Raw genomic sequence first — 26592 nt, 5'->3', positions numbered from 1 at the left:
GGTTGCGCACGCCCCGTCACAGTCGCGCCACCGGCGGCGGCGCCCCTACCATCCGTGCCTGAGGAAAGACGACACGTGCCCCGCCACCTGCCCTGCCGCCCGCACCTGCTCACGGTCCTGATCCTGGGCCTGGGGATGGGGCACGCCAGTGCCGAACCCGTGGGCCGGGCGGTGATGCAGCCCGTGCCAGGCATCGAGATCGGGCTCGAGCAGTTCGGGGCCGCCGACCGCACGGCCGCACCCGGCCGGCTCGACGGCTCGGTGGCGACGCCGGCCGGCACCTTGCGCACCACGGTGCGCGTGGCACCCGGCGACGAACGCGCCCTGCAACGCGGCGAGACCAGCCTGGAACTGCCCGCCCCCGGCCTGCCGGGCCAGGTGCAGCTGCGCGAGCTGGAAGCCGGTGGCACGGCAGCGGCCTGGCGTGCGCCGCTGGGCGGCGGGCTGGCCGCGGACACGTCCGGCGAGTGGACGCCCGCCCGCAGCGGGCAGGTGCTGCAGCTGCGGCAGGACTTCGGCGACGGCGATGCCGTCCAGGCCCTGGTGTCCCAATCGAGCACGCCGGCGGCGCAAGGCGCGCGCTGGGACCTCGAGACCACCCGGATCGCGGGCCGCTCGCGCTGGACCTTCGGCCTCGACGCGGCCGCCCGCGGCTACGTCTCGCCGTCGGGCGGGACCGAGCCGCGCGCCGGGCTGCGCCTGGGCACGCAGTGGCCCATCGCCTCGCGGGCGCGGATGGAGGTGCGCTACACGCGCCAGGTGCGCTGGGACGCCGGCGATGCCTCGGCGCTGATGTTCGGAACGAGCCTGGCGCTGCCGCGCCGCGCGAGCCTGGCGACGGGCGTGGAAGTGGATGCGGAAGCGCGGCACCGGGCCTCGATGAAGCTCACGGTGCCGCTGGACGAACGCTGACCCGGCGACGAGGCCGGCGTCGGCCCGGCCAATGGCGAACGGTGGCATCACCATCCGGGTCCGGCTGTCCGCATGACCTGCGCTGCTGCCCAGCACGCCGTGTAGGCCGACGGAATTAAGCGCGCCGGCCGCCGAAGCCTTTCGGCCTGCGCCAATCGTCGTGCCCGTGGCGCGCGCGCCGCATCGCACCGCGCCGCGCCGTATCCTGCCCGCATGCCCCGGGGGAAGTTGCCTGTGGTCCTCAACCAGGCCGACCTCATCGCCGCGATGGACGACCTGCTTCGGCGGATCGAACGCAGCGAGATCGACTCGGCCACGCTCAGCGTCCAGCAGCCGGACGGCCGCTGGGAGGCCATCACGCTCTGCCGAAAGACGCTCGAGGAGCGGGACCTGGCGCTCGCCAGGCTGCTCAAGGCGCTCGACAAGCTGCATTGACGGCCGTCGCGCGAAGGCGCGCCGCCGCTGCCCCGCGTGCCCTAGAAGCGCTGGCCCGGTGGCAGATATCGCCATTGCCCGGGGGGCAGGCCCGCCATCGCCACGCGGCCGATTCGGATGCGCTTGAGCGCGGTGACGGTCAGGCCCACCTGCGCGCACATCCACGGGATGCATTCCGGCGCGAGGCCCTTGCTGGCAAAGCGCAGCCGCGCATCGCTCTGCCAGCTCACGCGGGCGGTCGGCAGCGGCTTGCCATCCCGGACCAGGCCGCCGCACAACCGTGCCAGGGCGTCGGGTGCGGCAGTGCCCGACACGTCCACGACCAGCTCCTGCTCGACCAGGCCCGCGTCCTCGGTGAGCTTGCGCACGATGCGCCCGTCCTGGCTGAAGACGACCAGGCCGCCGGCCTGCGGCGGCAGCGGCATCAGTGTCGTGAGGCCCACGGCGTGGCTCTTGATGCGCCGGATGCCCGACGTGTCGCCCGTCCAGTGCGACGCCGCGCCGAGCAGCGCGTGCGCCTGGGCGGTGCTCATCCCGGCCGGCTTGTGCATCAGCAGCGTGGCGGGCGCCGGCGGCTGCAAGCGCGCCTGCGGATCGATCTCGACGCGCTGCGCGTCGCCCACCCGGTGCTGCGGCTCCTCCACGCGGCTGCCGTCCACGCGCACCCAGCCTTCCGCGATGTACTGCTCCGCCTCGCGGCGCGAGCACCCCTTCATGGCCGCGACGACCTTGGAGAGCCGCTGCGGCTCGCCGGCCGGGAGGCGAGGTTCGGTGTCCACCATGTCCGCGGCGCCTCCGTCAGGGCGAGCGGTGCAGGCGCGGCGCGGACAGCGCCTGGATGCTCTCGCCGATGGCCAGGTCGACATCCTTCCAGCGGCCCGCCAGCTGCGCCGCCGCGAGCGCCTTCTCCAGCGCGCGCAGGTCGCGCACGCTCGGCGCCACCTTCACCTGGGCGATGGCGGCGGCCGTGTTTCCGGCGCGCAGCAGCGCGACGATCTTGTCGGACCAGGCGGTGGGTCGGGGCAAAGCGCGGCTTCCTCGGTTGCGGTGGATGCCCGATTGTCCCCCGCAATCGGGCTGGCTGCCGTCGCTTTCCTGCCGACGCGTTGCCCTATCCCGGCCCGCCCTCGGCGGCCACATCCGCAGGATGGCCCTGCGCCGATGGCTCCCGAAGACGGACCTGCTGGTCGGACTCGCCCTTGCGCACCTCGAGCATGTCGTCGAGTGCCTTCAACAGGCCCGCGAAGGTCTTGTGCCCATGCTCGGTGACCTCGAAGGTGGGGTCCAGCCGCTTCACCATGGGCCAGATCTCCCCCTTGTTCACCCAGGCGTCGCCGCGTTTTTCCGCGAGCAGCCGCAGCGCCCGCCGCAGCAGGTCGGCCGGCGCATCGGCGGCAGCGGCAACTGAAGGGTCGGCGGCGGCAGCCACGGATCCAGCGACCTCAGGGACTGCCTCCGCCTCGGCTGCGGGCTTGTCGCCGGCCGCGGCGGGGGCGGCCGGTGCGGGCGCAGGCGCCACGTCTTCGCGCACTTCCACCAGGTTCTCGTAGTAGCGGAACTCATGGCAGCTCTTGGCCCAATGGCGGTTGGTGGCCCTGCGCGTTCCCACCCCGATCAGCGTGCGGCCCGCGGCCTTGATCTTCTGCGACACGGGCATGAAGTCGCTGTCGCCGCCCACGACGATGACCGTGCCGATGTGGGCGAAGCGCCCGATGTCCTCGGTCGCGTCCAGGCACAGCTTGATGTCGGCGCCGTTCTTGGCGGCCCCGCCCGGGGGGAACAGCTGGATCAGCTCGACGGCGTTCTGCAGCAGGGCATCCCGGTAGCGTCCGAAGAACTGCCAGTTGCAGTACGCGCGGTTGATCGCGATCGGCCCGAACGACGCGGCGAACTCCACGACCGCCTGCACGTTGACCAGCGGGTCCTGGGGCTTGAACCGCACGTCGTTGCGGCCGTAGGAGCCGGGATCGCGCTCCTCGCACAGGCCCGCATGGATGTTCTCGAAATCCCAGTACAAGGCGACGGTTCGCCCGTCCGCCGCATCGCTCTTGAGCATGTTCAGTTCTCCCCTGCCTGCATGGTAATGGGGGGCGGAACCGGCCAGGCGGGACGGCGGCGATGCCCCGCCGCGGAGGTCATCGCTGAGCCTGGTGCGCGCGGCGGACCGCCTCGGCCACCTGGTCGATCAGCTGTGCGTTGCTGAGGCCGTCGAGCCGCACCAGGCCGATCGGCGGCAGGTTCCACTGCAGGCGCTGCGGCAGCACCCGGGCGCCGGCGGCATCCGCGACCTCGGCGGCGATGTCATCGGGCAGGATGGTGATGGCGTCCGGCAGCTGGCGCAGCAGCGACTTGAGGGTCTTCTCGGCGAACGATTCGAGCACCGCCGCGGGTTCGGGCTGGCCCGCGGACGCAAAGATCGCCTGGATCATGTCGCGGATCGGCGTCTGCAGCGGCGGCAGGATCCAGCGCATCGCGGCATAGGCTTCCCAATCGAGCCCGCTGCGGGCCAGTCGCTTCGCCGCATGGCCCGACACCACGAGGCGCGGCTCCTGCTGGTACAGGGGGCGCAGGACGAGCCCGTCGCCTGCGCTCGCCGCCGTGAAGCGGCAGATGGCGCAATCGATCCGCCGGGCCTTGATGGCCTCCAGCAGGCGGTCGCTGGTGGATTCCTCCACTTCATAGCGCAGGGCTGGCCGCAAATCCAGCAAGTGCCGCCAGAGCGCGTCGTGCGTGCTGTTCGACAGGAAGGGAATGACCCCGATGCGAAGGCTGCCCCGGAACCCCGCCTCGACGGCGGCGAGATCGCGCTCGAGCGCGGCGGTATCGGCGAGCGCATGGCGGGCGCGCGCCAACACCACCTCACCGGCGGGCGTCGGCTCCAGCCCCCGGCGGCTGCGCACGAACAGGGGCGCCATGAAGATGGCCTCGATCTCGGCCAGCGCGCGGGTGACCGTGGGCTGCGCCAGGCCCAGGCGCTGGGCGGCACGGCTCACGGATCCCTGCCGCTGAAGTTCGAGCAGCAGCGCGAAATGGCGCAGCTTCAAGCGCGCGGACAGTCGCTGCACAGTGGGACTCGGCATGGCGGGATGGTACGTCGCGCCATAGCCATCGCTACATGATTCCATCGAAAAACATGCCGATTGGCCTATGCACGGTCGATACACTGAGCCGCATGTTCACGACCCGCCCCGAGATCACCGGCACCTACGGCGTCGCATCGTCGACGCACTGGATCGCCTCGCAGACGGCGATGGGTGTCCTGGAGCGGGGCGGCAATGCGTTCGACGCAGCGGCGGCGGCCGGCTTCGTGCTGCAGGTCGTGGAACCCCACCTGAACGGGCCCGGCGGCGAGGTGCCGATCCTTCTGTGGAGCGAGCGCGAGCGGCGCATGCATGCCTTGCGGGGCCAGGGCAGCGCGCCCCAGCTCGCGTCGGCGGCGGCGTTCCGTGGCCTGGGCTTCGAGCAGGTGCCCGGCATCGGCCTGTTGCCGGCCACCGTCCCGGCCGCGTTCCCGACCTGGCTCACCCTGCTGCGCGAGCATGGCACGTGGGAGCTGGCGGACGTGCTGGCGCCGGCGATCGCCTATGCGCGCGACGGATTCCCCGTGTTGCCACGGGTGGCACAGGCCATCCTGGCGGTGCGCGACCTGTTCCTGGCGCACTGGCCGTCCTCGGCCGCCGTGTGGCTGCCTGACGGCAAGGTTCCGGCGCCCGGCAGCCTGCACCGGCTGCCGGCGCTTGCCGCCACGTACGAGCGCATCGTGGAGACCGCCCAGCGCGAGGGCAGCGGCCGCACCGGCGTGATCGATGCCGCCATCCGCTGCTGGCAACAGGGCTTCGTCGCGCGCGAAATCGACCGCTACTACCGCACGCACGCCGTCCGGGACACGAGCGGCGAGAACCATGCCGGCTTCCTGCGCTACGAAGACATGGCGGACTGGCGGGTGCAGGTGGAGGCACCGCTCACCGGCACGTTCGGGCGCTACACCGTCGCCAAGTGCGGCTTCTGGAGCCAGGGCCCGATATTCCTGCAGCAGCTCGGCATGCTGCGCCACGCGGACCTGGCCGCCCACGCGCCGCCGACCGCCGGCTTCGTGCATCGGCTGGCGGAAGCGGCCAAGCTGGCGCTGGCGGATCGGCTGGCCTGGTACGGGGTCGCGCCGGGCGCCGATCCGGCCGCGCAGCAGGCGCTGCTGTCCGATGACTACCTGCGGCAACGTTGGGCGCTGGTGGACCCGGGGCGCGCCTCCGACCAGCTGCGCCCTGGTTCGCCCGCCGGCCACGCCCCGCAACTGCCCGACCTGGCCGTCGCCGGCCGCACCTTGCAGCAGGCGGACACCCGGTTCGGCATCGGCGAGCCGACGTTCGCCACCCTGCCACCCGTGGCCGAGTGGGCCGACCGCGAGATCTTCGTCGGCGACACCTGCCACGTCGACGTGATCGACCGGCACGGCAACATGGTCGCGGCCACCCCGTCGGGCGGATGGCTGTCGTCCAGCCCGGTGGTGCCGGCGCTGGGATTCGCGATCAACACCCGCCTGCAGATGACCTGGCTCGACGCCGGCCTGCCGAACACCGTCACGCCGCGCGTGGCGCCCTGCACGACCCTGTCCCCGACGCTTGCGCTGCGCGATGGCGAGCCCTATCTGGCCTTCGGCACGCCCGGCGGGGACCAGCAGGACCAGTGGTCCGTGGCCTTCTTCCTGCGCCATGCCGTGCACGGCCTGGACCTGCAGCAGGCCATCGACGCGCCGGCCTGGCACGTGAAGCACGCCCCCAGCTCGTTCTGGCCGCGGCAGACGGTACTGAACACGCTGCACGTCGAGTCGCGTCTTGCGCCGCAGGAGATCGAGCAACTGCGCGCCCTCGGCCACCAGGTCCACGTGGGCGAGCCCTGGTCCGAGGGCCGGCTGTGCGCCGCCAGCCGCAGCACCGACGCGCAGGGCCGCCGCATCCTGCGCGCGGGCGCCAATCCGCGCGGCATGCAAGGCTACGCCGTCGGCCGCTGAGCCCCACAACCGTTCGTTCGAAGGAAACCATCCATGACCCACCTCCTGCGCCGCACCTTCCTGGCCGTGGCCCTCGGCTGTGCCGCCCACTCTGCCTGGGCCGCCTACCCCGACAAGTCGATCACCCTCATCGTGCCCTGGGCGCCCGGCGGGTCGACCGACATCCTGGCGCGGGCCATCGGCGAACAGCTGACCAAGTCCATGGGCCAGGCGGTCGTCGTGGACAACCGCGCCGGGGCCTCGGGCAACATCGGTTCGCTGGCCGTCGCCAAGGCCAGGCCCGACGGCTACACGCTGCTCGTGGGGTCCATGAGCACCCATGCGATGAACCCCGCCCTCATGAGCAACATGCCGTTCAAGGGCGCGGACGACTTCACCCCCATCGCCCTGGTCGCCAACGTGATCAACACGATGGTGATCCACCCCTCGATCCCCGCCAGCAACCTGCGCGAATTCATTGCCTATGCCAAGGCGAACCCCGGCAAGCTGGCCTACGCATCCGCCGGAGGCGGCTCGACCAACCACCTGAGCGCGGAGATGTTCCAGAAGGCGGCGGGAATCGAGATGCTGCACGTGCCGTACAAGGGCGGCGCGCCCGCGGTGCTGGCCACGGTGGCCAACGAGACGCAGGTGCTGTTCTCCGCGGGCACGCAGACGCTGCCCCACGTGGCCGCCGGCAAGCTGAAGCTGATCGCCGTGACCGAGCCCAAGCGGTCCAAGCTGCTCCCCGACACGCCCACCGTCTCGGAAGTCCTGCCTGGCTTCGACATGAGCGTCTGGTACGCCGTCTTCGGCCCGGCCGGGATGCCCCACGACCTGGTCACGAAGCTCAACGCGGAGATCAACAAGGCGCTCGCCCAGCCCGAACTGCGCAAGCGCATGGATGCCATCGGCGTGGAAGTCGTCAACAGCACGCCCGAGCAGCTGGCCGGGCAGCTGAAGCAGGACACGCAGCGCTACGGAAAGCTGATCAAGGACCTGTCGATCAAGCTGGACTGACGCGGATGCCGCCCGATCTCGCCGCCGACCCGGCCAGCGGCGTCCTGCCGCTCGCCCTTTGCGAGGCCCTTTGCGACGAGCTGGGCCGCAGCCCGGATGCCGCCCAGGCGCTGGCCCGGATCGAGTCCGCCCGCGAGTCGCTGCTGGGCCCGGGCCTGCTGACCGTGAACCTGGTCGCCACCCGGCCTGGCGACCCACCGGGAGAGATCCACCTGCAGCGCGGCTGGTCGTCCAACCCGTCCGCCTATCCGGTGGGCGGGCGCAAGCGCAAGCAGCCCACGCCCTGGACCGAGCAGCTGCTGGTGCGCGGACACGTGTTCATCGGGGAAGGAGACGACGCCTTGGCGAGTGCCTTCGATGACCATGCGCGCATTTCGCAACTCGGCCTCCGGGCCGTGATCAACGTGCCGATGATCGAAGGGGGCCGTTGCCGCGCGACGTTCAACGTGCTGGGGATGCAACCGCGGTGGCGGCGGCAGGACATTGCGGCGGTGCGGCTGCTTGCCTTGCTGGCCACGCCGTTCGCACTGCGCCTGCAGGCGCCGTCCTAGCGGGTCATTGCCGGTGTCGTAGCGGGGCCGTCCGGCGAAGGTCGCCAAGAGCGGCAAGGCTCAAGGACCGCCGAACGTCTCGGCCAGACGGGCGCGGGCGCGGGCGCCCTCCGCGTGCATCCGCACACAGACGGGATGCTTGCGGAACTCGGCCGTCGCGCACTGGACGGCCGTGCACAGCTCGCGCGCCATCGCCATGTCCTGCGTGCAACTGAGGTCGGGGCGGGCGGATTGCCAGGGTCGCGCCGCGCGCGTCGACACCCGCCGCATCCGCGGCTCGGGGGCGGCCCCGCGCGCGCTGGCGAGCCTCGCGCCGTGGCGTCGCGGCTCCACGGCACCCCGCGAGGCCTGCGGGGTGGGTGCCGCAACAGGGGGGCGCTCCGGCGTCGTCTGCACCGCGTCGGGCGAACGCGGCGGCGTGATCGGGATCGGCTCCGATGCAACCGGGAGAGGGGTGCCGGGTCCGGGGGAGGCTGCCGGCGGCGGCGCATCGGCCAGTGCGATCCGTTGCGCTGCCGGCTGCTGCGCTTGCCGGACGTCCTGCACGTCCCGCACGTCCCGCATCGGCTGCACTGGCTCCACTAGCCGCGCTTCTGGCGTTTCCCGGACTTGCGCTGGCACTTGCTGCACCGGTTGCGCTTCCGGGGCTTCTGGCACTTGCGCCTGCACCGGCTGCGCTTGCGGAGCATCCACGCGCGCTGCCGCTTCCGCTCGGGCGTCGGCCACCCTCACCGGCGCTTCGGGCGTCGACGCGCCGCCCATCCAGGTCGCGGCCAGCACGAGCGCCGCCGCGCAACCCGCGGCAAGAGCCAGCCCCAGCCGGTTGGCGCGGCGACCCAGCGGTGACCCGCGCGCGACGTCCCGCGAGGGCAGCACGGGGATCATCGCGTCCGCCCGATCAGGCTCGTCCACCTGAATCGTGTCGACCACGAGGACCGACTCGTCCACCTGAACCGGCTGTTCCACATGAACCGGCTGCTTCACGTGAACCGGCTGCTTCACGTGAACCGGCTGCTCCACGTGAACCGGCTGCTCCACCCGAATCGTGTCGTCCACGTGCACAGGTTCGCAAGGCGCAACGACCGCCGCCCGGCGCACCGCCACGGGGCGCCGCTCCCAGCACGGGGCCGGCAGCGCCGCCTGCAAGGCGGCCGACAGTTCGGCGGCACCAGGGAACCGGGCGTCAGGACTCCGCGCGAGGGCGCGCTGGAACACGGAGTCCAGACCGGCCGGCAGCTCCGGACGGGACGCACGGACGGGTCGCGGCGCCCCGTGCGGAGCACCATGGTCCGCTCCGTTCGCACCGTGGGCGCCGTTCACCCCGTCCACCGGAAACGGCAACGCTCCGGTCAGCAGCTCGTAACTCACGACAGCGGCCGCATACAGGTCCGCGCGCTGGTCGGCGCGCAGGCCGAGCTTCTGCTCCGGCGCCATGGAGGGCGTTGGCGCCGGTGCGCCGGGCCGCCCTGCTGCCGCCGGCAACGCCACCCCTGCGTCCGGTCCGGGGACCTGCAGCCGGCCGGTGCGGCTGACCAGAAGGTGCCGGGGGTCGATCGCGGTGTGCGCCACGCCCTGCCGGTGCAGCGCCTCCAGCGCCGACAGCAACTGCACGGCGAAGGCCAGGCCCTGCAAGGCAGGCAGCCGGCCCACGCGCGCCAGGTAGTGCGCCAGCACCTCGCCTTCGAACGACGAGCCGGCCGGCTCGACACCATCGACGGTCGCGTCCGCTCCGGTCACGGCCTGGCTGCCCGGACGTCAGGGCGTGCCCGGCGGCGCGTTCCGCGCCCTGTCGATGCCAACTCGTTCTGCATGCGAGCCATGGTCGAAGTTCACATCATCCCCGGCTGTAGGACGGCGGAGGATCCGCACGTGCGGCCCGCGCTGAGCATGCAGGCAGGCCGCCTTCCGTGCCGGGCGTTGCAGCCGTCCGCGCCTAGCCGGCGGGTCCGTTCGCGGCCTGCGTGAGGCTGCGCACGACGCGGCAAGGATTGCCCGCGGCGAGGACGTTGCCGGGGATGTCGCGCGTCACCACGCTGCCCGCGCCGATCACGGCGGCGTCCCCGATCCGCACGCCAGGCAGGATCACCGCGCCGCCGCCGATCCACACGTCGCGGCCGATCTCCACCTCCCGGCCGTACTCCTGCTCGCGGCGCTGCACGGCATCCAGCGGATGCAGCGGCGTGTAGATCTGCACGGCCGGGCCGATGAGCGTGCGGGCCCCGATGCGGACGCGGCACACGTCGAGGACCACGCAGTTGAAGTTGAAATAGACGCCCTCGCCGAGTTCGATGTGAGCGCCGTAGTCGCAGTAGAACGGCGAGGTGATGGTCGCCGTGTCGCCGCCGGCGCCGAACAGCTGCTTGAGCAACTCGCGCCGTTGCGGCTCGGCCGGCGCCAGGCCGTTGATGCGCACGCACAGCTCGCGTGCGCGCTCGCGGGCGGCCACCAGGTCCGGCGCGCTGGCGTCGTACAACTCGCCGTCGAGCATCTTTTCCAGCTCGGACTTCATGCGCCGATTCTGCCCTCGGGGCTGCTGCTCAGGCCAGCGCAGGCACCGCCGGGCTCGCCACGCGCGGCGCCGGCTCGCCGAGGAAGTAGGTGGTCATGCGTCCCTTGCCCTTGACCTCGATGCCACCGCGCTCCTCGAACAGGAAGCGGCCACGCAACTGCTCGCGCACCGCCTGCGTGACGTGCACGCGGCCGGGCTCGCCGCTGGACTCCATGCGGCTGGCCACGTTGACCGTGTCGCCCCAGACGTCGTAGAGGAACCGCTTGACGCCGATCACGCCCGCGACGGCCGGCCCGACGTGCAGGCCGATGCGCAGCTGGAAGGCGGTGCCGTTGTCGGCGTTGTAGGCCTCGATGGCACGCAGCATGTCGAGCGCCAGCGCCGCCAGGTCTTCGGTGCGCCGCTGAGACACTGCCATGTAGGCGTCGCCGATGGTCTTGATCTTCTCGAGCGCATGGCGGTCGACCAGGTGGTCGAACCGCGAGAAGATCTCGTCCAGCACCACCACCAGCGACTGCGGCGGCAGCGAACTCGAATAGGTGGTGAAGCCCACGAGGTCGGCGAACAGCACGCCCATGCCGTCGAACTTGACGGCGTTGACCCGCTCGTTGGCCTTCAGTTCGTCCGCGATGGAGGTGGGCAGCACGTTGTACAGCACCTTGTCGGCGCGAGCGCGCTCGTGCTCCGCCCGCTGCTTCTCGCCGAACAGCTCCACGTTGCGCTCGTAGGTGTACTTGTCCAGCTGCACGGCCACGATCGCGACCGAGACCGGATTCACCATCGCGTTCAGCAGCGACTGCGCGTCCGGCACCCGGAACACGATGAAGGCGAAGATCAGCGCCACGCCGGCCAGGTACAGCGGGCGCCGCGTCGGGCGCGGCGTGCACAGCACCGTGGCCACGAACACGGCGCCCAGCGCGAACATCGACAGGTCCCCCACGATCGTCCAGTTGATGATGGCGATGAGGGTGGTGAGCAGCAGCAGCCCGCCCGCCAGGGCGGTCAGGCAGGCCTGGGGCCGGCGCTGCGCGAAGGGCGTGCGGTCGATGAGGACGGCGCCCACGCACATGGCTTCGGCCGCGACGTGCCAGATCGCCATGGCGATCCACGACGGGTGGCTGCGGCGCACCGGGTCGAACAGCATCGGCCCGTCGACCGACAGTGCCACCAGCGGCACCAGCCAGGCCGCGACCTTGCAGAAGCGCACGCCCTGCTTCCAGGACTTCTGTGCCAGCCATCCGGGGAAATCAGGATCCGTCAAGACCACCTCCCTCGCAGTTGCCGCCGGTTGGCCCCGGCGCGGGCTGCGGGCGAGTGTACGGGGCGGCAGCCGCGGCCTCCGGCGAGGCGGGGGAACCTGGCGTCAGAATGTGCCCCATGACCGCTGCCCCTCCCCTCCTCCAGGTGCTCCCGCGCGACCTGGGCGCCTACCGCGCCGGCAACACCGGCATCCCCTATGTGCACCGCTTCGACTCGGGACGGCCGGGACCGCATGTCCTGGTCAACGCGCTCACGCACGGCAACGAGCTGTGCGGCATGGTGGCCGCCACGCACCTGCTGGACACGGGCGTTCGGCCGCGCATCGGCACGCTGACGGTGAGCTTTGCCAACGTGGCGGCGTACGAGTCGTTCGACGCGCAGCGCCCCTTCGACAGCCGCCAGCTGGTGCACAACCTCAACCGCGTGTGGTCGCCCGACTGGCTCGAAGGCGACGAGGACAGCCCCGAGCTGTCGCGCGCACGCGAGCTGCGCCCCGTCGTGGCGGCGGCCGACCACATCCTCGACCTGCACTCCACCTCGCAGGACGTGGAGCCGTTCTGGGTCTATCCGGACTTCGCGCGCAACGCCGAGGCCGCGCTGGCGATCGGGCGCCCCGCCGTGCACCTGGTGATGCCGGACGGCCTGGGTTCGGGCACGCCCGTCATCCAGCACGGGCGCCACGGCGAAGCGGGCTCCGATGCCGGCGTCGCCCTGGTCGCGGAGTGCGGCCAGCACTTCCTGCAGGCGACCTCGGACCTGGCGGTGCAGGTCACGCTGGACTTCCTGGCGCACTTCGGCCTGATCGAGGCGCGGCCGTTGCACGGGGCCGCGCCGCAGCGCCGCTACCAGCTGCTGCAGACGTACGTGATGCGCACGCCGGACTTCCGCTTCACCCGCCCCGTCACCGGGTTCGAGACCTTCGCGCGCGGCGAGCTGATCGCCACCGACGGCGACACCGACATCCGCGCACCCGAGGACTGCACCATCCTGATGCCGGCACGGCAGGCCGTGCCCGGCCGCGAGGGCTTGTACATCGCGCGCGCGTTGTAGACGGCGGCGCGCGGGGCGCCACTGCGGCGCCTCGTCAGCCCGCGGGCCGCTGCAGCGGATCGAACGGGCCGCGCAGCAGCAGCGCGCCGTACGCCACGGCCAGGGCGGCCGCCGGGACGAACGCCAGCCACAGGGCCGGCGGCGCCGCGCCGCCGGGTAGCGCGCGAGCGAGGCTGGCCGCGCTCACGAAGTACAGGGCGAGGTTCGCCAGGACGACCGGCCGGCCATAGATCCCGCCCAGCACGGCGAAGCGCAGGAGCCAGTTGATCGCCGCCACCCCGAGCCACGCGGCGCCGAGCAACTGCCCGAGCCACGCGGCCGCCGGAGGGAACCCGGGGACCAGGGCCGGCAGGACGACGTCCGAAGCGAAGAGGAGCGCGAGGCCGCCGAGCAGCAGGAGCGCGGCGCTGGCGCGCGAGACGAGTGAGGAGATCACGCCCGGAGCATAGCGGGCTGCCTGCGCGCCGGGCCAGCGCTGGCTGTCCCGCCCGTCATCCCGCCGGCATCCCCCGGCCGCATCGCGCATTCGCTTCCCGCAGCGGTTCAGCGCCGGTTCAGCATGCATCGAGGACAGTCGCCGCTCCGAAGGACCACGCCATGACCAGCCCCATCGATTCGACAGCCGCCGTGATGCGCGGCGCCACCGAGCCCCTCCAGGAACGTCGGCCCCGCCCCATCCGCGGATGGCTCGGCGCCATCGTGTTCGCGACGGCCCTGGGCCTGGCCGGGTGCGGCGGCGGCGGGGATCTCGGCGTGACCACCGCGGCAGGCATCGACATCGGCGTGGTCGTCGCGGGGTCGAACTACGGCCGCGTGTCGAGCGGCCAGCAGATCGACGTGTCCGCGGCGGTCGGCCAGACGATCGAGTTCGATGCGAACGAGGCGGTGTCGTGGAGCTTCTCGGTGAACGGCAGCCCGCTGTTTGCCAACGGCACCACCGTGGATGTCGGTGGCGTCACCATCTCGCAGGAGCAGTTCGATCCATCGCGGGTCGTCCTGCAATCGGCGTTCTATGGTCCGGCGCTGCTGCCGATCGATGTGGTGCTCGTTGCAACGTCCACGTTCGACAGCACGCAAGTGAGCACGATCCACCTGAGCTTGCGCTGACCGGGCGGCGCGGCGGGGCGCTTGCAGCGCGGCGCGGAGCGCTCACGCCTTCTGGGCGAGCAGCACCCAGAGGAAGTCTTCGCCGAACAGGCCGCTCCCGGCGCCGGGCCGGTTCATCTGCCGCAAGCGCCGAACCTGCAGCCCCTGCGACCAGATCTCCCGCAGGCGTTCCTCGGTATACCCCAGCCCCCCGCCGAGCGAGCGGCGCTCATAGACCTCGTCGTCCGAGTACCCGCTGCCGCCCTCGGGCCGGAAGCAGGCCAGGCCGAACCAGCCGCCGGGCTTGAGCGCACGCACGACCAGGTCGACATAGGCTTTGCGGCGATGCGGGGCCAGGTGGTGGAAGCATCCCGAGTCGTACACCAGGTCGTAGCTGGCGGGCTGGAGTTCCAGGTCGAAGACATTGCGGCACGCCAACGCCACCTCGACACCGGCCTCGGCGACACGCTCCCGGGCCCAGGCAATGGCGGTGCTCGAGTAGTCGACCGCCTCCACCCGGAAGCCGCGTCGGGCCAGGAAGACGGCATTGCGCCCGCTGCCACAACCGAGATCGAGTGCCCGGCCCGGCGGGATCAATCCGCCGCCGACCCACTCGGCCAGGCTCTCGCACGGCGCCGCCGTGAAGAACGGGATGGGCCTGGCACGGTCCTGGTAGAACGAATCCCACCACGGACTCTCGCGGGTGGCGAACACCGCGTCCAGTTCGGCCAGCTCGCGCTGGCTCAACCCCTCGAATCTGCCTGGCATGGTTTTCCTTTCGAATCCATCGGTGAGGGCTGGCGTGCCTGGACCATCCTCACCTCGCGCACGGTCGAGCCCCCGAGCTCGAACGCCTTGCCCGATTCCGGCTGCGCGACGAAGCCCGCGGCCGAATAGAACCGGATGGCCCGGGCATTGCCTTCCAGCACCCAGAGACTGACGGACGAGAAGCCGAGCGACTGCAGCCGCTCGTGCGTCGCTTCCCACAGCGTCTTGCCGACCCGGGTCGACCAGGCATCGGGATGCACGTAGAGCGCCCAGAGCTCGCCACGACCTGGTGGTGCGTCCGGGTCGCGCGAGGGACCGAAGGAGGAGAAACCGAGCAGGCCGTCGGCGTCGTGCGCGACCAGCAGCTGCGAGACGCCTTCCGCCAGCACCTGCCGCCAGGACCGTTCACGCCGATCGACCGAGAGGCCGGCCAGGAAGTCCGGGCTGAGCAGGCCGGCGTAGGCCGCCTGCCACGACGCGACATGCACCTGCGCAACGGCGCGGCAGTCCTCGGGAAGAGCGCTGCGGATCTCCATGCAAGAGTGCCCTGGCCTCCCCATGGCGAAATTATCGGCGCCTGTCACGTGCAGCGTGACCGTGTTTTCGCTGAGAGACAGCGTGCGCCGCGGCTTTGGCCCGGCGGCAGCCGCCGCCGGCGCTGGCATGATCGCGCCATGACAGGCCCCATCACCCTGCGCACGATCGATCGATTCGCGGAGCCGGCCTTCACCGACCTGGTGAACCGGCTGCTGCACGACCCCGACAGGCGCGCGGTGGCCGGGCGCCTGTTCGGCCCGGCGGGCCCCTCGCCCACGCCGAGCCAGGCGCAGCAGGTTCGCATCGGCGCGTTCGACGCGGACACCCTGGTGGGCTGGAGCCACGCCTTCCTGGGCCCCGGCGGGGTGCTCTATGTCTCCAATTCGGCGGTCGAGCCCGGCTACCGGCGTCAGGGGCTCTACACGCGGCTGGTCGCTGCCATGGAAGAGGAAGCACGCGCGCTGCGCTGTGTTCGCATCGAGTCGCACCACCGGGCCGCCAACAGCGCGGTGCTGATCGCCAAGATGAAGGCCGGCTACACCATCGTCGGCACTGAGTTCACGGCCGAGATGGGCCTGCTGGTGAAGCTGGCCAAGCAGCTGGACGCCAGGCGCGAAGAGGTGTTCCAGGCGCGCGCCGGCGTCCTGGAGGGCGCGGCGCGGCTCTTTGCCGGGCCGCCTGCCGGCTAGCAACGGCCCGCACGCCCGGCTGCGCCGGCGGTGACCGCCCCAGGAAGTCGATCGATCGCGTTCCGAAGAACGCGTGACCGCCCCACCTCAGTGCGGCCACCGCAGCTCGAAGCTGCCGTCGGCGGCATCGGCCACGCCGGTTCCGAACGCCCTGCCATGCTCGTCGAAGATGCCATGCAGCCACCGCCTGGTCGGCGCATCCGCCCGGCCCAGCTGCAACCGCCGCAGCTGCAGCGGAATGACGTGCAGGGCGCGCAGTTCGCCGGTGGCGGCGAGCGACAGGGCGTAGAGGCAGGCGGCGTCGCTGCGCAGGTTGCCGTGCGCCCCGATGCCCTCGTAGTCGTTCACCAGGTCCCCGCAGCCGTACAGGATCGCCCTGCCCCGGTAGACCTCCACCGGCAGCGGGTGATGGGAGGAGTGGCCGTGCACCACGTCGGCCGCGCCGAGGTCGATCAGGGCGTGGGCGAACGTGCGGTGTGCGGCGGGGATGGCGAAGCCCCAGTTGCCGCCCCAGTGCAGCGAGACCACGGCGCAGGCGCCCTCGGGCCGCACGGCCGCGATGCGGTCGGCGACGTCACGCGCCGCGTTCGTGCTGAGCTCGCGCAGCAGCGCCACGCCGGAGGCGGACGCGGTGGCCGCCCACTCGGGGGGGACGCCGCTGCTGTCGACGGCCCAGGCCGAGAGCAGGACGCGCCCCGCCTGGCCCTGCAGGATCGCCGGCTCGGTGGCGTGCCGCTCGTCCGGGCCGGCGCCCGCGCAAGCGATGCCGGCCGCGGACAGCGTGTCCAGCGTGTCCTGCAGGCCCGCGCGACCCCAGTCCAGCATGTGGTTGTTCGCCAGGCTGCAGCCGTCGATGCGCGCCGCGCGCAGGCACTCGACGTTGGCCGGGTGCATGCGGTAGTGGATGCCCTTGTCGGGCCAGGGCTCGCCGGCGGCGGTGATGGCGGTCTCGAGGTTGACGATGCGCAGCGCTTCGCGCCGGCGGTCCATCACGTCCAGCGCGTCGCCCCAGATGTAGGCAGGCCCGACCGGCTTGGGCACCGGGCCGTTGGCGCGCTCGGCCAGGTCCACGTAGACGCGCGCATCGTCGACCCAGCGCTCGAAGAGCTCGGGCGAGCCCGGGTGCGCCAGCACCTGGTCGATTCCGCGGCCGCACATCACGTCGCCGCCCAGCAGCAGGTCCATCGCGTCCTCCGGCAGGACGCCGCGCCGGTGGCTTCAGGCCGCGATCCAGTCGCACGCCGCGCGCAGGTCGCTGAAGGTGCGCACGGCCGCGCCGGCGGGAAGCGCAGGCGGGTCGTCCTTGCCCTCGTTGTAGCAGGCCGGGACGGTGTAGGCGAGCCGCTCCAGATGAAACAAGGCCTTCACGGCGTAGACCTGCAGCCGGCGGTAGTCGTCGTCGGAAAACAGGACGTTGATCGAGATCAGGTCGGCCAGCACCCGCCGGTCGCCCTCGTCCCTGGAAATCCTGGCCGCCAGGTCCACCAGGCCCAGGAGGTCGGCCAGCTCGGCATCGCCGGTGGCGACCAGCAGCAGGTAGTGGCCGCGGTGGACCGTCACTGAGAAGGGCGTCATGCGCAAGGACTCCGCGTCAGGTGGTCCATTGTCCTTCATCGATGAGCAGCAGGATGGGCCGGCCGGCGCGGCGCCGCCCCGCCGATCGAGAAGTGCAGGCTAGTGCCGGATCCCGAGCAGTTCCACCTCGAAGACCAGCGTGGCGTTCGGCGGGATCAGGCCCTGGCCGGCGCCGCGTTCGCCGTACGCGATCGACGGCGGGCAGGTCAGGCGCGCCTTGCCGCCGGCCTTCATCATCTGCACGCCTTCGGTCCAGCACCGGATGACGCGGTTGAGCGGAAACTCGGCGGGCTCGTTGCGGGCGTACGAACTGTCGAACACCCGGCCGTCCGCGAGCGTGCCGCGGTAGTGCACCTTCACCGTGTCCGTGGGGGCCGGCGACGGCCCGGCGCCTTCGCGCAGCGACTGGTACACCAGCCCGCTGGCCGTGGTGACCGGCGGCGCCGTCGTGGCGCACGAGGCAAGCAGGACGAGGGCGGACAGGATCAGTGGGGCGCGGCGCATCGGCGCATTGTCGGCGATGCGCGGCCGCCGACCGATCGCGCCGCCGTCACCGTGGCGGCTGCGCTTCGAAGAAGGCGAGCTTGTGCGTGCGCGGCAGGCGCTTCAGGCGGATCTCGGCGCGCAGGGCCGCCGACCTGGATTCGTACTCGCGTGCCGCCAGCACGCGCACCGGCTGGAAGGCGCGGGTGAACTTCGCCCCCACGCCCAGGACGTGCTGGAAGAAGCGCTGCTCGACGTCGAGGGCGATCCCCGCGTAGTAGCGGCCACCGTCGCATTCGAGCAGGTACAGCCAGTAGGGGGTTGCGGCGCTCAATGCAAGGCGGCGTGGTGGGAAGGCCCGCATGATCGCATCGAATGGCGCGGCCGGCGCCACGACGGCTTCACGCGCGCAAAGGCCCGCCGGGCAACTGCGGCGCCGGCGGCAGGCCGGTGGCCTGCAGGATCTCCTCCTCGGACACGGTTTCCGTGCGCAGCAGCGCCGCCACCAGCGCCTCCAGCGCGGGCCGGTGCTCGCGCAGCAGGCGCTTGGCCTCCTCGTGGCACTCGTGGATGATGCGCTGCACCTCGGCGTCGACGAGGGCCGCCGTCTGTTCGCTGAACGGCTTGTCGCCCCCAAAGCCCACGGGACCGCGCAGGAACGGGTTGTCGCGCGGGGCCAGCTGCACCATGCCCACGGCCTCGCTCATGCCCCAGCGCGTCACCATGTTGCGCGCCAGGGCCGTGGCCTGCTCGATGTCGTTCTCGGCGCCGGTGGTGCGCGTGCCGTACACCACCTCCTCCGCCGCGCGCCCGCCCAGCATGCCGATGATGCGCGCGCGCAGGTAGCCTTCCGGATAGTTGTAGCGATCCGTCTGTGGCCGCTGGTAGGTCACGCCCAGGGCCTGCCCGCGCGGCACGATGCTCACGCGGTGCACGGGATCGGCGCCGGCCACCACCAGGGCCAGGATCGCGTGGCCGCTCTCGTGGTACGCGATCCGCTGGCGGTCCTCGGCGCTCAGCAGCAGCGGCCGCTCGGGGCCGAGCACGATCTTCTCCAGCGCGTCCAGGAAATCCTTGTGCTGCACGGCCGACTCGTTGCGCCGCGCGGCCAGCAGCGCCGCCTCGTTGACCAGGTTCTTCAGGTCGGCGCCCGAGAAGCCGGGCGTCGTCTGCGCCAGCTGCTCCAGGCTCACGTCGGCATCGAGCGGAACCTTGCGCACGTGCACGCGCAGGATGGCCTCGCGGCCGGCCTTGTCCGGCAGGTTGACGACCACGCGGCGATCGAAGCGGCCGGGCCGCAGCAAGGCGCGGTCCAGCACGTCCGGTGCGTTGGTGGCCGCCAGCACGATCACGCCCTCGCGGCCGGTGAAGCCGTCCATCTCGGTCAGGATCTGCTGCAGCGTCTGCTCCTGCTCGCTCTGGCCGCCGAACGCCACCTGCCCGCGGGCCCGGCCGATCGCGTCGATCTCGTCGATGAAGATGATGGCCGGGGCGCTCTCGCGCGCCTGCTTGAACAGGTCGCGCACGCGCGCCGCGCCCACGCCGACGATCATCTCGACGAACTCCGAGGCGCTCATCGAGAAGAACGGCACGCCCGCCTCCCCCGCCACGGCCTTGGCCAGCAGCGTCTTGCCCGTGCCGGGCGAGCCGATCAGCAGCACCCCCTTGGGCGCGCTCCCGCCCAGCCGCGTGTACTTGTCGGGCGCCTTCAGGAAGTCGACGATCTCCACCAGCTCGGCCTCGGCCTCGTCGATGCCGGCCACGTCGTCGAAGGTGATCCGCCGGGACGGATCGGTCGTGTCGTAGCGCTTGGCGCGGCTGCTGCCGATGCCGAACAGGCCCCCCATGCCCATGCCCATGCCGCCGCCCTGCGACGCGCGGCGGTACATCCAGACGTAGAAGCCGATCAGCAGCAGCGCCGGCGTGAACGACAGCAGCGTGCCCCACACGCTGTCCTTCTGGATGGGGACCGCGCTGATCTCGACGTCGTGGTCGATCAGGAACGTCTCCAGGTCGCGGTCGAAGAAGGCGGGCAGCTCGGTGGTGAAGTAGACCGAGGTGCGCTGCGCGGGCAGCAGGCGGCGGTCGAGCGCATTGCGGGCGGGGGCGTCGGCCGCCCGCTTGAGCTCGTCCGACGTGGGCCAGGTCACGGCCGCCTTGAAGCGGCCTTCGATGGTCGTGCCGCGGCTGTAGAGCGCCGTCACGTTGGCGGCGGCGACCTGTTCGCGAAAGACCGTGTAGGGAACGGTCAGCGGCGCATCGGGCTGCGGGAGCAGCAGGCTGACCAGGGCGTAGTTGACCAGCAGGAGCAGCAGGAACCAGGGCCAGGACTTGCGCGGCGGCAGCGCAGGCCGGGGGGACGCGGCGCCTGGCGCCGGGGTGCGCGGGGGTGGTGCGCTGTCCATGCCGGGCATCATGCCGCGAAACCGGGGCGGCGCGGGGCCGTTCGGCGCCGGGCGCCGGCGTGCGAGGCGCGCGCTAGAACTGCCCGGTGATCTGTGCCTTGGCGAGCGCCTGGCGGCCGTGGCTGGCTTCGAACTCGTCGATGGTCCACGCCACCTGGGTGTCCACGCGCAGCTTGTCCGGGAACGCGAACACGGCGAAGCGGTAGGTGTGCACCCCGTCGGGCGGGCACATGCCCTCGTACCCGCGGCCGCCGCCGGAAGTCTTGCCGCGATCGCCCGCGGGTGGCTGGCCGGCGGCGATGGCCAGCTGCCCGTGCGCCGGGACGTTGAACACGTTCCAGTGCACCCACACCTTGCCTGCCGGTTTCACCGCATCGGGATCGTCGCCGACGATCGCGATGAAGTTCGCGTCCGCGGGCAGGCCGCGGATGGTGAGCTGCAGCGGCTGGTCCGATCCGCCCTTGCCGCGGCACGCGTGCGGCTGCCGGATCCGGCCGTCGACGATGCTCGAGGATGAGAGTTCCATGCGCGTCTCCCCGTTGGCTGCGCCGGCCAGGACCAGCGCAGCGATTGCCAAGGCGGCGGACGCGGCGCCGGTTGCGTTCATCAGCCTGGGGTGCATGGACGAAACGGTTGTGGTGCGCCGGATCCGGGTGGTGCAGCGCCAATCTAGGGCCTTCGGCGGCGGGGCGCAATGCGTAGCTCTGTCGAGCAGCGCGCCTGCCCTGGCGCCTGGCCGCTCAGGTCTCGGGCGCCTCCCAGCCCAGCACCTCCGCCAGGCGCGTCACCACCCATGCCGTTTCCTGCGGTTGCAGGCCCGACTCGGGGCCGGACAGCCCGCGCCGCATCCCGGCCAGCACTTCGCTGTCGGGGGCGCCCGACTTGAACGAGGCGACCGAGGCCTGCTCGGCAAGCATCTGCGCCAGGTCTTCGCACAGCTCGTAGCGCTCGCGCACCACCTGCATCGGCTGCGTCAATCGGTGCCCGGAAGGTGAGGTGAACAGTGCCACGAACGAAGGCGGCACTGCAATCTGGTTGGGATCGTCCATCGGTGATCGGTCTGAAGCGGCACGCAGTATCCACCACCCGGGCACGGCCGGGCGGGTCGCGGGTGGGCCGGCGTCAGCCGGGCAGGCCGGCGGGCTTGCGGTGCAGGGTGAAGCGGGGCTCGAAGGAGGTGTAGAGATCGAGGTACTGCTCGGCCAGGCGCGGCATCAGGAACCGTGCCGCCACGCTCGCGCGCGCCGCGGCGCCCAGGCGCTTGCGCAGGCCGGCGTCGCGCAGCAGCGCCACCATGCGCTCGGCGGTCTCTTCCACCGAAGACACGAGCATGCCGTTCACGCCGTCGTCGATCTGATGGCAGATGCCGCCGCAGCGGCCGCCGATCACCGCCGCGCCCTTCCACATCGCTTCGGTCACCGTCAGGCCGAAGCCCTCGCGCAGCGACTTCTGCACGACCACCGCCGCGCGCCGCTGCAGCGCGTTGACCAGCGTGCTGTCCTCGGCCGTCAGGATCAGGATCCGGTCTTCCTTGCAGGCCAGCAGCGACTCGAACATCGCCTGCCCCTCGGGGTCGTCGGTGGCGACATTCCCGAGCATGACCAGCGTGGCATCCACTTCGCGCCGCGCGAGCTTGAAGGCCTGGATGACGCCCGTCGGATCCTTCCAGCGGTCGAAGCGGGAGATCTGCGCCACGATCGGCAGGTCGGTCGGGATGCCGTAGTGCGTGAAGCGGTCGTCGATCTCGGCGTCGGTCAGGTCGCGGTTCTTGGGGGCGAAGGGATCGATCGCCGGCATGAAGAACAGCTGCGGGATCGCCAGCTCGCGCGCGTATTCGGGCAGCGACACGATGGTGGCGTCGTAGTCCTCGACGAAGCCGCGCAGGTAGTCCCAGGTGGGCATGTCCGGGCGCGACAGGTCGACGTGGCAGCGCCAGATCCAGGGACTGCGGTGCCGGAAGTGCCTGATCAGGGGCAGCGGCTGCGGGTCGTGGACGACGACCAGCTCGTCATCCAGGTCCATGCGCATCGCGTTCTGGCACACCACGCCCTCGTAGACGTCCTTCTTCAGCTCGCTGAGGTTGATCTGCGCGCCCTGCAGCGCGTTGTGCATCTTCTTGGTGACGCTGAAGAATTCGGGGCTGCCCTGGATCAGCCGCCAGTCCGCCCGCACGCCCAGCGAGTGCTGCAGCAGCGTCAGCGACGACAGGATCTCGGCGACCCCGCCGCCATAGAACGTCGAGCTCACGTTCACCACGCGCAGGCCCGCCAGCCGCCGCGCCTTGGTCTCCAGGCGCTCGACGGCCTCGGGCCCGATGAGGGGCTCGTACTGCTCGATGCGAATCGGCCGGAACTTGTGGTCCATGACGGACGAGGCGGTGGCACGGCCGCCGGCGTTGGGATGGCCACAGCGTAACGCAGGCAGGCCCGCCGAGGGACTGCTGAGGCACGCTGGTCGTGCGCGCACCGGCGCGACCGTGCGCCGCGGCGACGGCCCTGTCGCGGTTGCGCTGGCCGTTGTGCGGCGATTCGTGGGCCGGGAGCCAACGCCGTCCTACGCCCGCCCGGCCCGGTCGCGTCGCCCAATGCGGTTTCCACTGCGAAAGGAGGCAACGATGCCACGCGGAGACAAGTCGTCGTACACCGACAAGCAGAAGCGCCAGGCAGAACACATCGAGAAGGGCTATGAGAAGCGAGGGGTCGCCGAGGGCGAGGCCGAACGGCGCGCCTGGGCGACCGTCAACAAGGAGACCGGCGGCGGACGCAAGAGCGGCTCTGGCCGCGGCCACGCGACGGACACCAGCCCCTCCAGGAAGGGCGGCGAGGCCGGCGGGCGCGCGTCCGCATCGCGCAGCGCGGCCGAGCGCTCCGCGTCGGCCAGGAAGGCCGCCGCCACGCGCAAGCGCAACGCGAAGAAGTAGCACCGGCCCGGCGCCACGCCTTCGTTGACGGACGGCCGCGGCAGCCGGCCGGGCTGCCCGCGCTATCTGCACTCGACGCTGAGGTTGTCGTGCGCGGTGCTCAGCTGTCCATCGACGAAGGCGATGCGGAAGTTCTCGTGGACCAGGAAGTTGTTCCCCTGGCCCTGGCCGATGATCCTGAAGTTGTTCACGTACACGGCGCTGTAGCGCCCGTCCTGGAGCGACTCGTTGAAGTGGCTCTCGGTCTCGCCGGTGGCACGGTAGGTGTCGCCGGTGGTCTGGCCGATGCCGGAGATCCCTTGCGGCTGGTAGTGGGTCTTGCCCCGGATCCGGTTGCCGTTGACGGTGTAGGCGACCAGCACGTGCAGCGGCCCGCTCAGGCTCACCACCTCCCCCGCGCCCGCGTTGGCGCACGGGACGTACACCAGCAGGTTCAGGTCGATCCTGTCGTTCAGGACGACTTCGCCGTGCGCCGCTGGGGCGAAGCAGAAGGCGGCCACGGCCGCGGCTGATGCGATGACGGTCTTCATCTCGGTCTCCTTGGCGTCGGTTGCGGATCCGGGCCCGCCGGTGCGTGCAGGCTCAGGCCCATTCGAGCCGTCGCCCGTCGCAACGTCGATGGTCGAATCCTCCCAAGCGCTGCAGGCGGCGGGCGGAGGCATGTAGATCGACAGGCCTCACCGGGCGCCACGCCTGAAGCCCTTCGCATTGCTCGAACCAGGGGCGCCCATCCGCCGGTGGGACAAAGCTCCCATTGAGGCGGCCGCAGTCGCCGCTCCCAATCGCTGCATTGCCCTGGAGGTCGTATGCAATACCGGTTGTCGCTCGCCTGGTCGATGCCCCTGGCTTCCCTGCTGTTCGCGGGTTGCGGCGGTGGCGGTGGTGGTGGCGAACCGGCGGCGGGGACCAGCCCGCCCGTGGCCGTGGGCGGCATGCCCGCCGAGGGCATGTGGACGGGATCGACACCGACGGGCGCATCGGTGGCCATCGTCATCCTGGAGAACGGCCAGACCTGGGGCCTCTATGGCGGCGGCGTGCCGAACATCGGGGGCGCGCTGCAGGGCACCACGACCACCAGCGCGCTCGCGTTCACCGCCAACCTCACGGACTTCGACTTCCTGCACGGCGTCCGCGTGCCGCTGCAACTGACCGGGACGGTGTCGCCGCGTTCGCGCATCGACGCGCAGGTGGCAGGCGCCGGACCGTTGGTCCTCGCCTACGACATGACCTACGACCGGCCCGCCCGGTTGGGCGACCTGGCCGGCGCGTACACCGTGGCGGGCCGCACGTTCGCGTCCACCTTCCAGTTTCCGATGACGATCGACTCCTCCGGCGCGTTCACGGTCGTCGACAACGGCTGCACCATCGCCGGCCATGCCACGCCGCGGGCGAGCGGAAAGAACGTCTTCGACCTGCAGGTGCGCTTCTCGGGCACGACCTGCGCCCTGGGCGACGGGGCGGTCGCGAACGGGATCTCGCTGCTCGACACCACCTCCAGTCCGCCGGCCCTGGCGGCCATGGCCCTCACCGGCGGGAACGCGGAAGGCTTCTTCGTGTTCGGCTTCAAGGGCACCGTGCCGGCACCAGCACCCGCACCCGCACCCGCACCCGCACCCGCACCCGCACCCGCGCCCGCGCCCGCGCCCGCGCCTGCACCGGCCCCCGCGCCTGCGCCTGCGCCAGCCCCGTCGCCCTTCACCGCCTTCGCGCCCGTGCTGGTGGCGACCAACGGCAACGAGTCGCAGCCACCGGCCGTCACGCGGCTGGCCAGCGGCGGCTCGGTCGTCGCCTGGCGCACTGTCGCCGGGGCGCTGCTTGTGCAGCGGATCGACGACAGCGGTGCGCTGGTCGGCGCCCCGATCGAAGCGGCGGCAGGCGGTGTCGCGTCCGGCAAGCCAGGGCTGGCGGCCCTGGACGACGGCAGCTTCGTGGTGACATGGACTTCGGGCGGCACGGCCGGGCCGGCCCTGTGGACGCGGCGCCTTTCCGCCGCCGGCGTGCCGCTGGCGGCGGCGCAGCAGGTGGGCACCGGCAGCCTGGCTTCCATCCTGGAGTCCACGGCCGCGCCGACCGCCGACGGGGGCTATGTGGTGGCCTGGTCCGGCGCGCCCAGCGCCACCGGCGACGCACGGGTGGGCATGCAACGCTTCGACGCCAACGGGGCCCCGGTCGGCTCCGCGGCCGTCGCAGGCCAGGCGGCCGGCCCGCAGCGGTTGCCACGCCTGGCCGTGCTGCCCGACGGCTCCGTCGTGCTGGCATGGCGGCAAGGCGCGCCAGGCAGCGCCCTGCCGTTCTACGCCGTCGCCCTGCGTCGGTTCGATGCCGCCGGGCAGCCCCTTGCCGCCGAGCGGCAGCTCGCCTCAGCGGCGGGCAACGTGCCGTTCGATTTCTCGCTCGCCGGGCTGGCGAACGGAACATTGGCGCTGGCGTGGCAGTCGTTCGGCGCCACCAGCGGGACGACGCGCATCAACGTGCAGCTGCTCGCCGCCAACGGCGACACCGTGGCGGGCGCCACCGAACTGCCGATCACCATCGGCGCGGCGCTGAGCGACCCCAACGTGGCGGCGCTGGGCGCCGACGGCTTCGTGGTGAGCTGGCTCGCCGCCCAGCCGGCGTCGATCCGGGAGACGCGGGCGAATCTGCAGACGCAGCGGTTCACGGGACCGGCACGTCCGTGGGCGGGGTGGAGACCGTGGCCAACTTCGGCCTGGTGACGACGACCGGCCCGGCGAGCGGCGACACGTCGCTGGCCGGCGGCGCCGACGGCCATTTCGTCGCCGCCTACGACAGCTGGCAGGCGGGCAGCAGCATCAATGTGGTTGGCCGCTGAGCGGGCACGGCGCGCGGCGTGGCCCTGAGCCCGCGGGCGCCAGGTCGATGGCCGGTGGGGCCGGGCCGGCGCCGGTGCGCCTACTTCGCGAACAGAGAGTCGAGGTTCGCGAACGCCTTGAGCTCGATCGCGTTGCCCGACGGGTCGCGGAAGAACATGGTGGACTGCTCGCCCACCTGGCCCTTGAAGCGTGTGTACGGCTCGATGACGAACTCCGTGCCGGCCGCGCGCAGCTTGTCGGCCATGGCCTCCCACTGGGGGATCGACAGCACGGCGCCGAAATGGCGCACGGGCACGCCGTGGCCGTCGACCGCGCTGACCTGGCTGATGTTGCACTCGTCGGGCGCCAGGTGCGCCACGATCTGGTGGCCGTAGAAGTTGAAGTCGATCCAGTCGGGCGAGCTGCGCCCTTCGGGACAGCCCAGCAGGTCGCCATAGAAACGCCGCGCCTCGGCAAGATCGCGCACCGGGAACGCGAGGTGGAACGGGGGCATGGCGGCAGGTTGCGTATCGGACATGCGTTCATTGTCGCTTGCGGCGGACGAGCCGCCGGCGCGCGCGACAATCGGCCCCCC

General features: G+C 71.8%; 31 protein-coding genes. 11 read left to right on the top strand and 20 right to left on the bottom strand.

Features of this window, described 5'->3' with window-relative positions; genetic code table 11:
- The first annotated feature begins 75 nt into the window (after window positions 1-75).
- Window positions 76-912 carry a hypothetical protein gene (locus AC3ANR_RS05805; protein ID WP_488290928.1) on the top strand — a complete coding sequence of 279 codons (837 nt, stop codon included), beginning with the start codon at window positions 76-78 and terminating at the stop codon, window positions 910-912.
- A gap of 213 nt (window positions 913-1125) precedes the next feature.
- Window positions 1126-1347 carry a hypothetical protein gene (locus AC3ANR_RS05800; RefSeq protein WP_488290927.1) on the top strand — a complete coding sequence of 74 codons (222 nt, stop codon included), beginning with the start codon at window positions 1126-1128 and terminating at the stop codon, window positions 1345-1347.
- Between the two features lie 41 nt (window positions 1348-1388).
- On the opposite strand, the gene AC3ANR_RS05795 is transcribed toward AC3ANR_RS05800, so the two are convergent.
- The 4 genes from AC3ANR_RS05795 to AC3ANR_RS05780 all read right to left on the bottom strand — a co-directional run bounded on the left by AC3ANR_RS05795 (window position 1389) and on the right by AC3ANR_RS05780 (window position 4391).
- Window positions 1389-2129, bottom strand: a complete 741-nt coding sequence (locus AC3ANR_RS05795) for an RNA pseudouridine synthase (RefSeq protein WP_488290926.1) — start codon at window positions 2127-2129, stop codon at window positions 1389-1391.
- A 16-nt stretch (window positions 2130-2145) separates the two neighbouring features.
- Window positions 2146-2373, bottom strand: coding sequence for a hypothetical protein (locus AC3ANR_RS05790; protein ID WP_488290925.1), 228 nt, complete (start codon window positions 2371-2373; stop codon window positions 2146-2148).
- Window positions 2374-2458: 85 nt separating this feature from the next.
- A complete protein-coding gene (locus AC3ANR_RS05785; protein ID WP_488290924.1) occupies window positions 2459-3403 on the bottom strand; it encodes an NYN domain-containing protein in 945 nt (314 codons plus the stop codon).
- A 79-nt stretch (window positions 3404-3482) separates the two neighbouring features.
- A complete protein-coding gene (locus AC3ANR_RS05780; RefSeq protein WP_488290923.1) occupies window positions 3483-4391 on the bottom strand; it encodes a LysR family transcriptional regulator in 909 nt (302 codons plus the stop codon).
- A 128-nt stretch (window positions 4392-4519) separates the two neighbouring features.
- Here AC3ANR_RS05780 and AC3ANR_RS05775 point away from each other — a divergent pair, with 128 nt between their 5' ends.
- From AC3ANR_RS05775 to AC3ANR_RS05765, 3 genes are read left to right on the top strand one after another with little or no spacing between them, the layout of a single operon-like run.
- A complete protein-coding gene (locus tag AC3ANR_RS05775) occupies window positions 4520-6355 on the top strand; it encodes a gamma-glutamyltransferase family protein (protein WP_488290922.1) in 1836 nt (611 codons plus the stop codon).
- 33 nt (window positions 6356-6388) lie between these two features.
- On the top strand, window positions 6389-7354 hold the full coding sequence (locus tag AC3ANR_RS05770; protein WP_488290921.1) for a Bug family tripartite tricarboxylate transporter substrate binding protein: 966 nt from the start codon (window positions 6389-6391) through the stop codon (window positions 7352-7354).
- A gap of 5 nt (window positions 7355-7359) precedes the next feature.
- Window positions 7360-7905 carry a GAF domain-containing protein gene (locus AC3ANR_RS05765; protein WP_488290920.1) on the top strand — a complete coding sequence of 182 codons (546 nt, stop codon included), beginning with the start codon at window positions 7360-7362 and terminating at the stop codon, window positions 7903-7905.
- 60 nt (window positions 7906-7965) lie between these two features.
- Here AC3ANR_RS05765 and AC3ANR_RS05760 read toward each other — a convergent pair whose 3' ends face one another.
- The 3 genes from AC3ANR_RS05760 to AC3ANR_RS05750 form a co-directional block, all read right to left on the bottom strand.
- On the bottom strand, window positions 7966-9642 hold the full coding sequence (locus AC3ANR_RS05760; RefSeq protein WP_488290919.1) for a protein kinase domain-containing protein: 1677 nt from the start codon (window positions 9640-9642) through the stop codon (window positions 7966-7968).
- 196 nt (window positions 9643-9838) lie between these two features.
- A complete protein-coding gene (locus tag AC3ANR_RS05755; protein WP_488290918.1) occupies window positions 9839-10414 on the bottom strand; it encodes a sugar O-acetyltransferase in 576 nt (191 codons plus the stop codon).
- 28 nt (window positions 10415-10442) lie between these two features.
- Window positions 10443-11675: an adenylate/guanylate cyclase domain-containing protein gene (locus tag AC3ANR_RS05750; RefSeq protein WP_488290917.1), complete on the bottom strand. Its 1233-nt coding sequence runs from the start codon at window positions 11673-11675 to the stop codon at window positions 10443-10445.
- Between the two features lie 116 nt (window positions 11676-11791).
- Here AC3ANR_RS05750 and AC3ANR_RS05745 point away from each other — a divergent pair, with 116 nt between their 5' ends.
- Complete coding sequence (locus tag AC3ANR_RS05745; protein ID WP_488290916.1) at window positions 11792-12724, top strand: M14 family metallopeptidase; 933 nt, start codon at window positions 11792-11794, stop codon at window positions 12722-12724.
- 34 nt (window positions 12725-12758) lie between these two features.
- On the opposite strand, the gene AC3ANR_RS05740 is transcribed toward AC3ANR_RS05745, so the two are convergent.
- Window positions 12759-13160, bottom strand: a complete 402-nt coding sequence (locus tag AC3ANR_RS05740) for a hypothetical protein (RefSeq protein ID WP_488290915.1) — start codon at window positions 13158-13160, stop codon at window positions 12759-12761.
- Window positions 13161-13321: 161 nt separating this feature from the next.
- Between AC3ANR_RS05740 and AC3ANR_RS05735 the strand changes: the two genes are divergently transcribed.
- Window positions 13322-13831 (top strand): hypothetical protein, encoded by a 510-nt coding sequence (locus AC3ANR_RS05735; protein WP_488290914.1) that lies wholly within the window; start codon window positions 13322-13324, stop codon window positions 13829-13831.
- A gap of 42 nt (window positions 13832-13873) precedes the next feature.
- Here the strand turns inward: AC3ANR_RS05735 and AC3ANR_RS05730 are convergent, their stop codons facing one another.
- Complete coding sequence (locus AC3ANR_RS05730; RefSeq protein ID WP_488290913.1) at window positions 13874-14578, bottom strand: class I SAM-dependent methyltransferase; 705 nt, start codon at window positions 14576-14578, stop codon at window positions 13874-13876.
- Window positions 14554-15114 (bottom strand): GNAT family N-acetyltransferase, encoded by a 561-nt coding sequence (locus AC3ANR_RS05725; RefSeq protein ID WP_488290912.1) that lies wholly within the window; start codon window positions 15112-15114, stop codon window positions 14554-14556. Before AC3ANR_RS05725 ends, AC3ANR_RS05730 begins: the two co-directional genes overlap by 25 nt.
- 138 nt (window positions 15115-15252) lie before the next feature.
- On the opposite strand from AC3ANR_RS05725, the gene AC3ANR_RS05720 reads away from it, so the two are divergent.
- Complete coding sequence (locus AC3ANR_RS05720; protein WP_488290911.1) at window positions 15253-15804, top strand: GNAT family N-acetyltransferase; 552 nt, start codon at window positions 15253-15255, stop codon at window positions 15802-15804.
- A gap of 87 nt (window positions 15805-15891) precedes the next feature.
- Here AC3ANR_RS05720 and AC3ANR_RS05715 read toward each other — a convergent pair whose 3' ends face one another.
- The 8 genes from AC3ANR_RS05715 to AC3ANR_RS05680 all read right to left on the bottom strand — a co-directional run bounded on the left by AC3ANR_RS05715 (window position 15892) and on the right by AC3ANR_RS05680 (window position 22631).
- Window positions 15892-16989, bottom strand: coding sequence for a CapA family protein (locus tag AC3ANR_RS05715; protein ID WP_488290910.1), 1098 nt, complete (start codon window positions 16987-16989; stop codon window positions 15892-15894).
- A 33-nt stretch (window positions 16990-17022) separates the two neighbouring features.
- Entirely contained in the window at window positions 17023-17379 is a 357-nt protein-coding gene (locus AC3ANR_RS05710; RefSeq protein WP_488290909.1) for a hypothetical protein, read from the bottom strand.
- A 99-nt stretch (window positions 17380-17478) separates the two neighbouring features.
- The gene (locus AC3ANR_RS05705) at window positions 17479-17883 is read right to left on the bottom strand and encodes an FKBP-type peptidyl-prolyl cis-trans isomerase (protein ID WP_488290908.1); all 405 of its coding nucleotides are present in this window, start codon (window positions 17881-17883) and stop codon (window positions 17479-17481) included.
- Window positions 17884-17929: 46 nt separating this feature from the next.
- Window positions 17930-18196 (bottom strand): GIY-YIG nuclease family protein, encoded by a 267-nt coding sequence (locus AC3ANR_RS05700; RefSeq protein WP_488290907.1) that lies wholly within the window; start codon window positions 18194-18196, stop codon window positions 17930-17932.
- Window positions 18197-18263: 67 nt separating this feature from the next.
- Complete coding sequence (gene ftsH / locus AC3ANR_RS05695) at window positions 18264-20267, bottom strand: ATP-dependent zinc metalloprotease FtsH (protein ID WP_488290906.1); 2004 nt, start codon at window positions 20265-20267, stop codon at window positions 18264-18266.
- Window positions 20268-20340: 73 nt separating this feature from the next.
- Window positions 20341-20793 (bottom strand): YbhB/YbcL family Raf kinase inhibitor-like protein, encoded by a 453-nt coding sequence (locus tag AC3ANR_RS05690; RefSeq protein WP_488290905.1) that lies wholly within the window; start codon window positions 20791-20793, stop codon window positions 20341-20343.
- Between the two features lie 214 nt (window positions 20794-21007).
- The gene (locus tag AC3ANR_RS05685; RefSeq protein WP_488290904.1) at window positions 21008-21316 is read right to left on the bottom strand and encodes an ATPase with chaperone activity; all 309 of its coding nucleotides are present in this window, start codon (window positions 21314-21316) and stop codon (window positions 21008-21010) included.
- 73 nt (window positions 21317-21389) lie between these two features.
- Window positions 21390-22631, bottom strand: a complete 1242-nt coding sequence (locus AC3ANR_RS05680) for a glycosyltransferase (protein ID WP_488290903.1) — start codon at window positions 22629-22631, stop codon at window positions 21390-21392.
- 250 nt (window positions 22632-22881) lie between these two features.
- Between AC3ANR_RS05680 and AC3ANR_RS05675 the strand changes: the two genes are divergently transcribed.
- Window positions 22882-23187 carry a plasmid stabilization protein gene (locus AC3ANR_RS05675; RefSeq protein WP_488290902.1) on the top strand — a complete coding sequence of 102 codons (306 nt, stop codon included), beginning with the start codon at window positions 22882-22884 and terminating at the stop codon, window positions 23185-23187.
- A gap of 62 nt (window positions 23188-23249) precedes the next feature.
- On the opposite strand, the gene AC3ANR_RS05670 is transcribed toward AC3ANR_RS05675, so the two are convergent.
- Window positions 23250-23717, bottom strand: coding sequence for a hypothetical protein (locus AC3ANR_RS05670; protein WP_488290901.1), 468 nt, complete (start codon window positions 23715-23717; stop codon window positions 23250-23252).
- Between the two features lie 276 nt (window positions 23718-23993).
- Here AC3ANR_RS05670 and AC3ANR_RS05665 point away from each other — a divergent pair, with 276 nt between their 5' ends.
- Both AC3ANR_RS05665 and AC3ANR_RS05660 read left to right on the top strand, forming a co-directional pair.
- The gene (locus tag AC3ANR_RS05665; protein WP_488290900.1) at window positions 23994-25901 is read left to right on the top strand and encodes a hypothetical protein; all 1908 of its coding nucleotides are present in this window, start codon (window positions 23994-23996) and stop codon (window positions 25899-25901) included.
- On the top strand, window positions 25880-26017 hold the full coding sequence (locus tag AC3ANR_RS05660) for a hypothetical protein (RefSeq protein ID WP_488290899.1): 138 nt from the start codon (window positions 25880-25882) through the stop codon (window positions 26015-26017). Before AC3ANR_RS05665 ends, AC3ANR_RS05660 begins: the two co-directional genes overlap by 22 nt.
- Window positions 26018-26097: 80 nt before the next feature.
- Here AC3ANR_RS05660 and AC3ANR_RS05655 read toward each other — a convergent pair whose 3' ends face one another.
- Window positions 26098-26535, bottom strand: a complete 438-nt coding sequence (locus AC3ANR_RS05655) for a VOC family protein (RefSeq protein ID WP_488290898.1) — start codon at window positions 26533-26535, stop codon at window positions 26098-26100.
- Between the last annotated feature and the right edge of the window lie 57 nt (window positions 26536-26592).

Source organism: Ramlibacter sp. JJN2-2R (genome assembly GCF_057747835.1).
The sequence above is the reverse complement of the archived record's forward strand: the minus strand, read 5'-3'. Positions and strand labels throughout refer to the sequence as shown.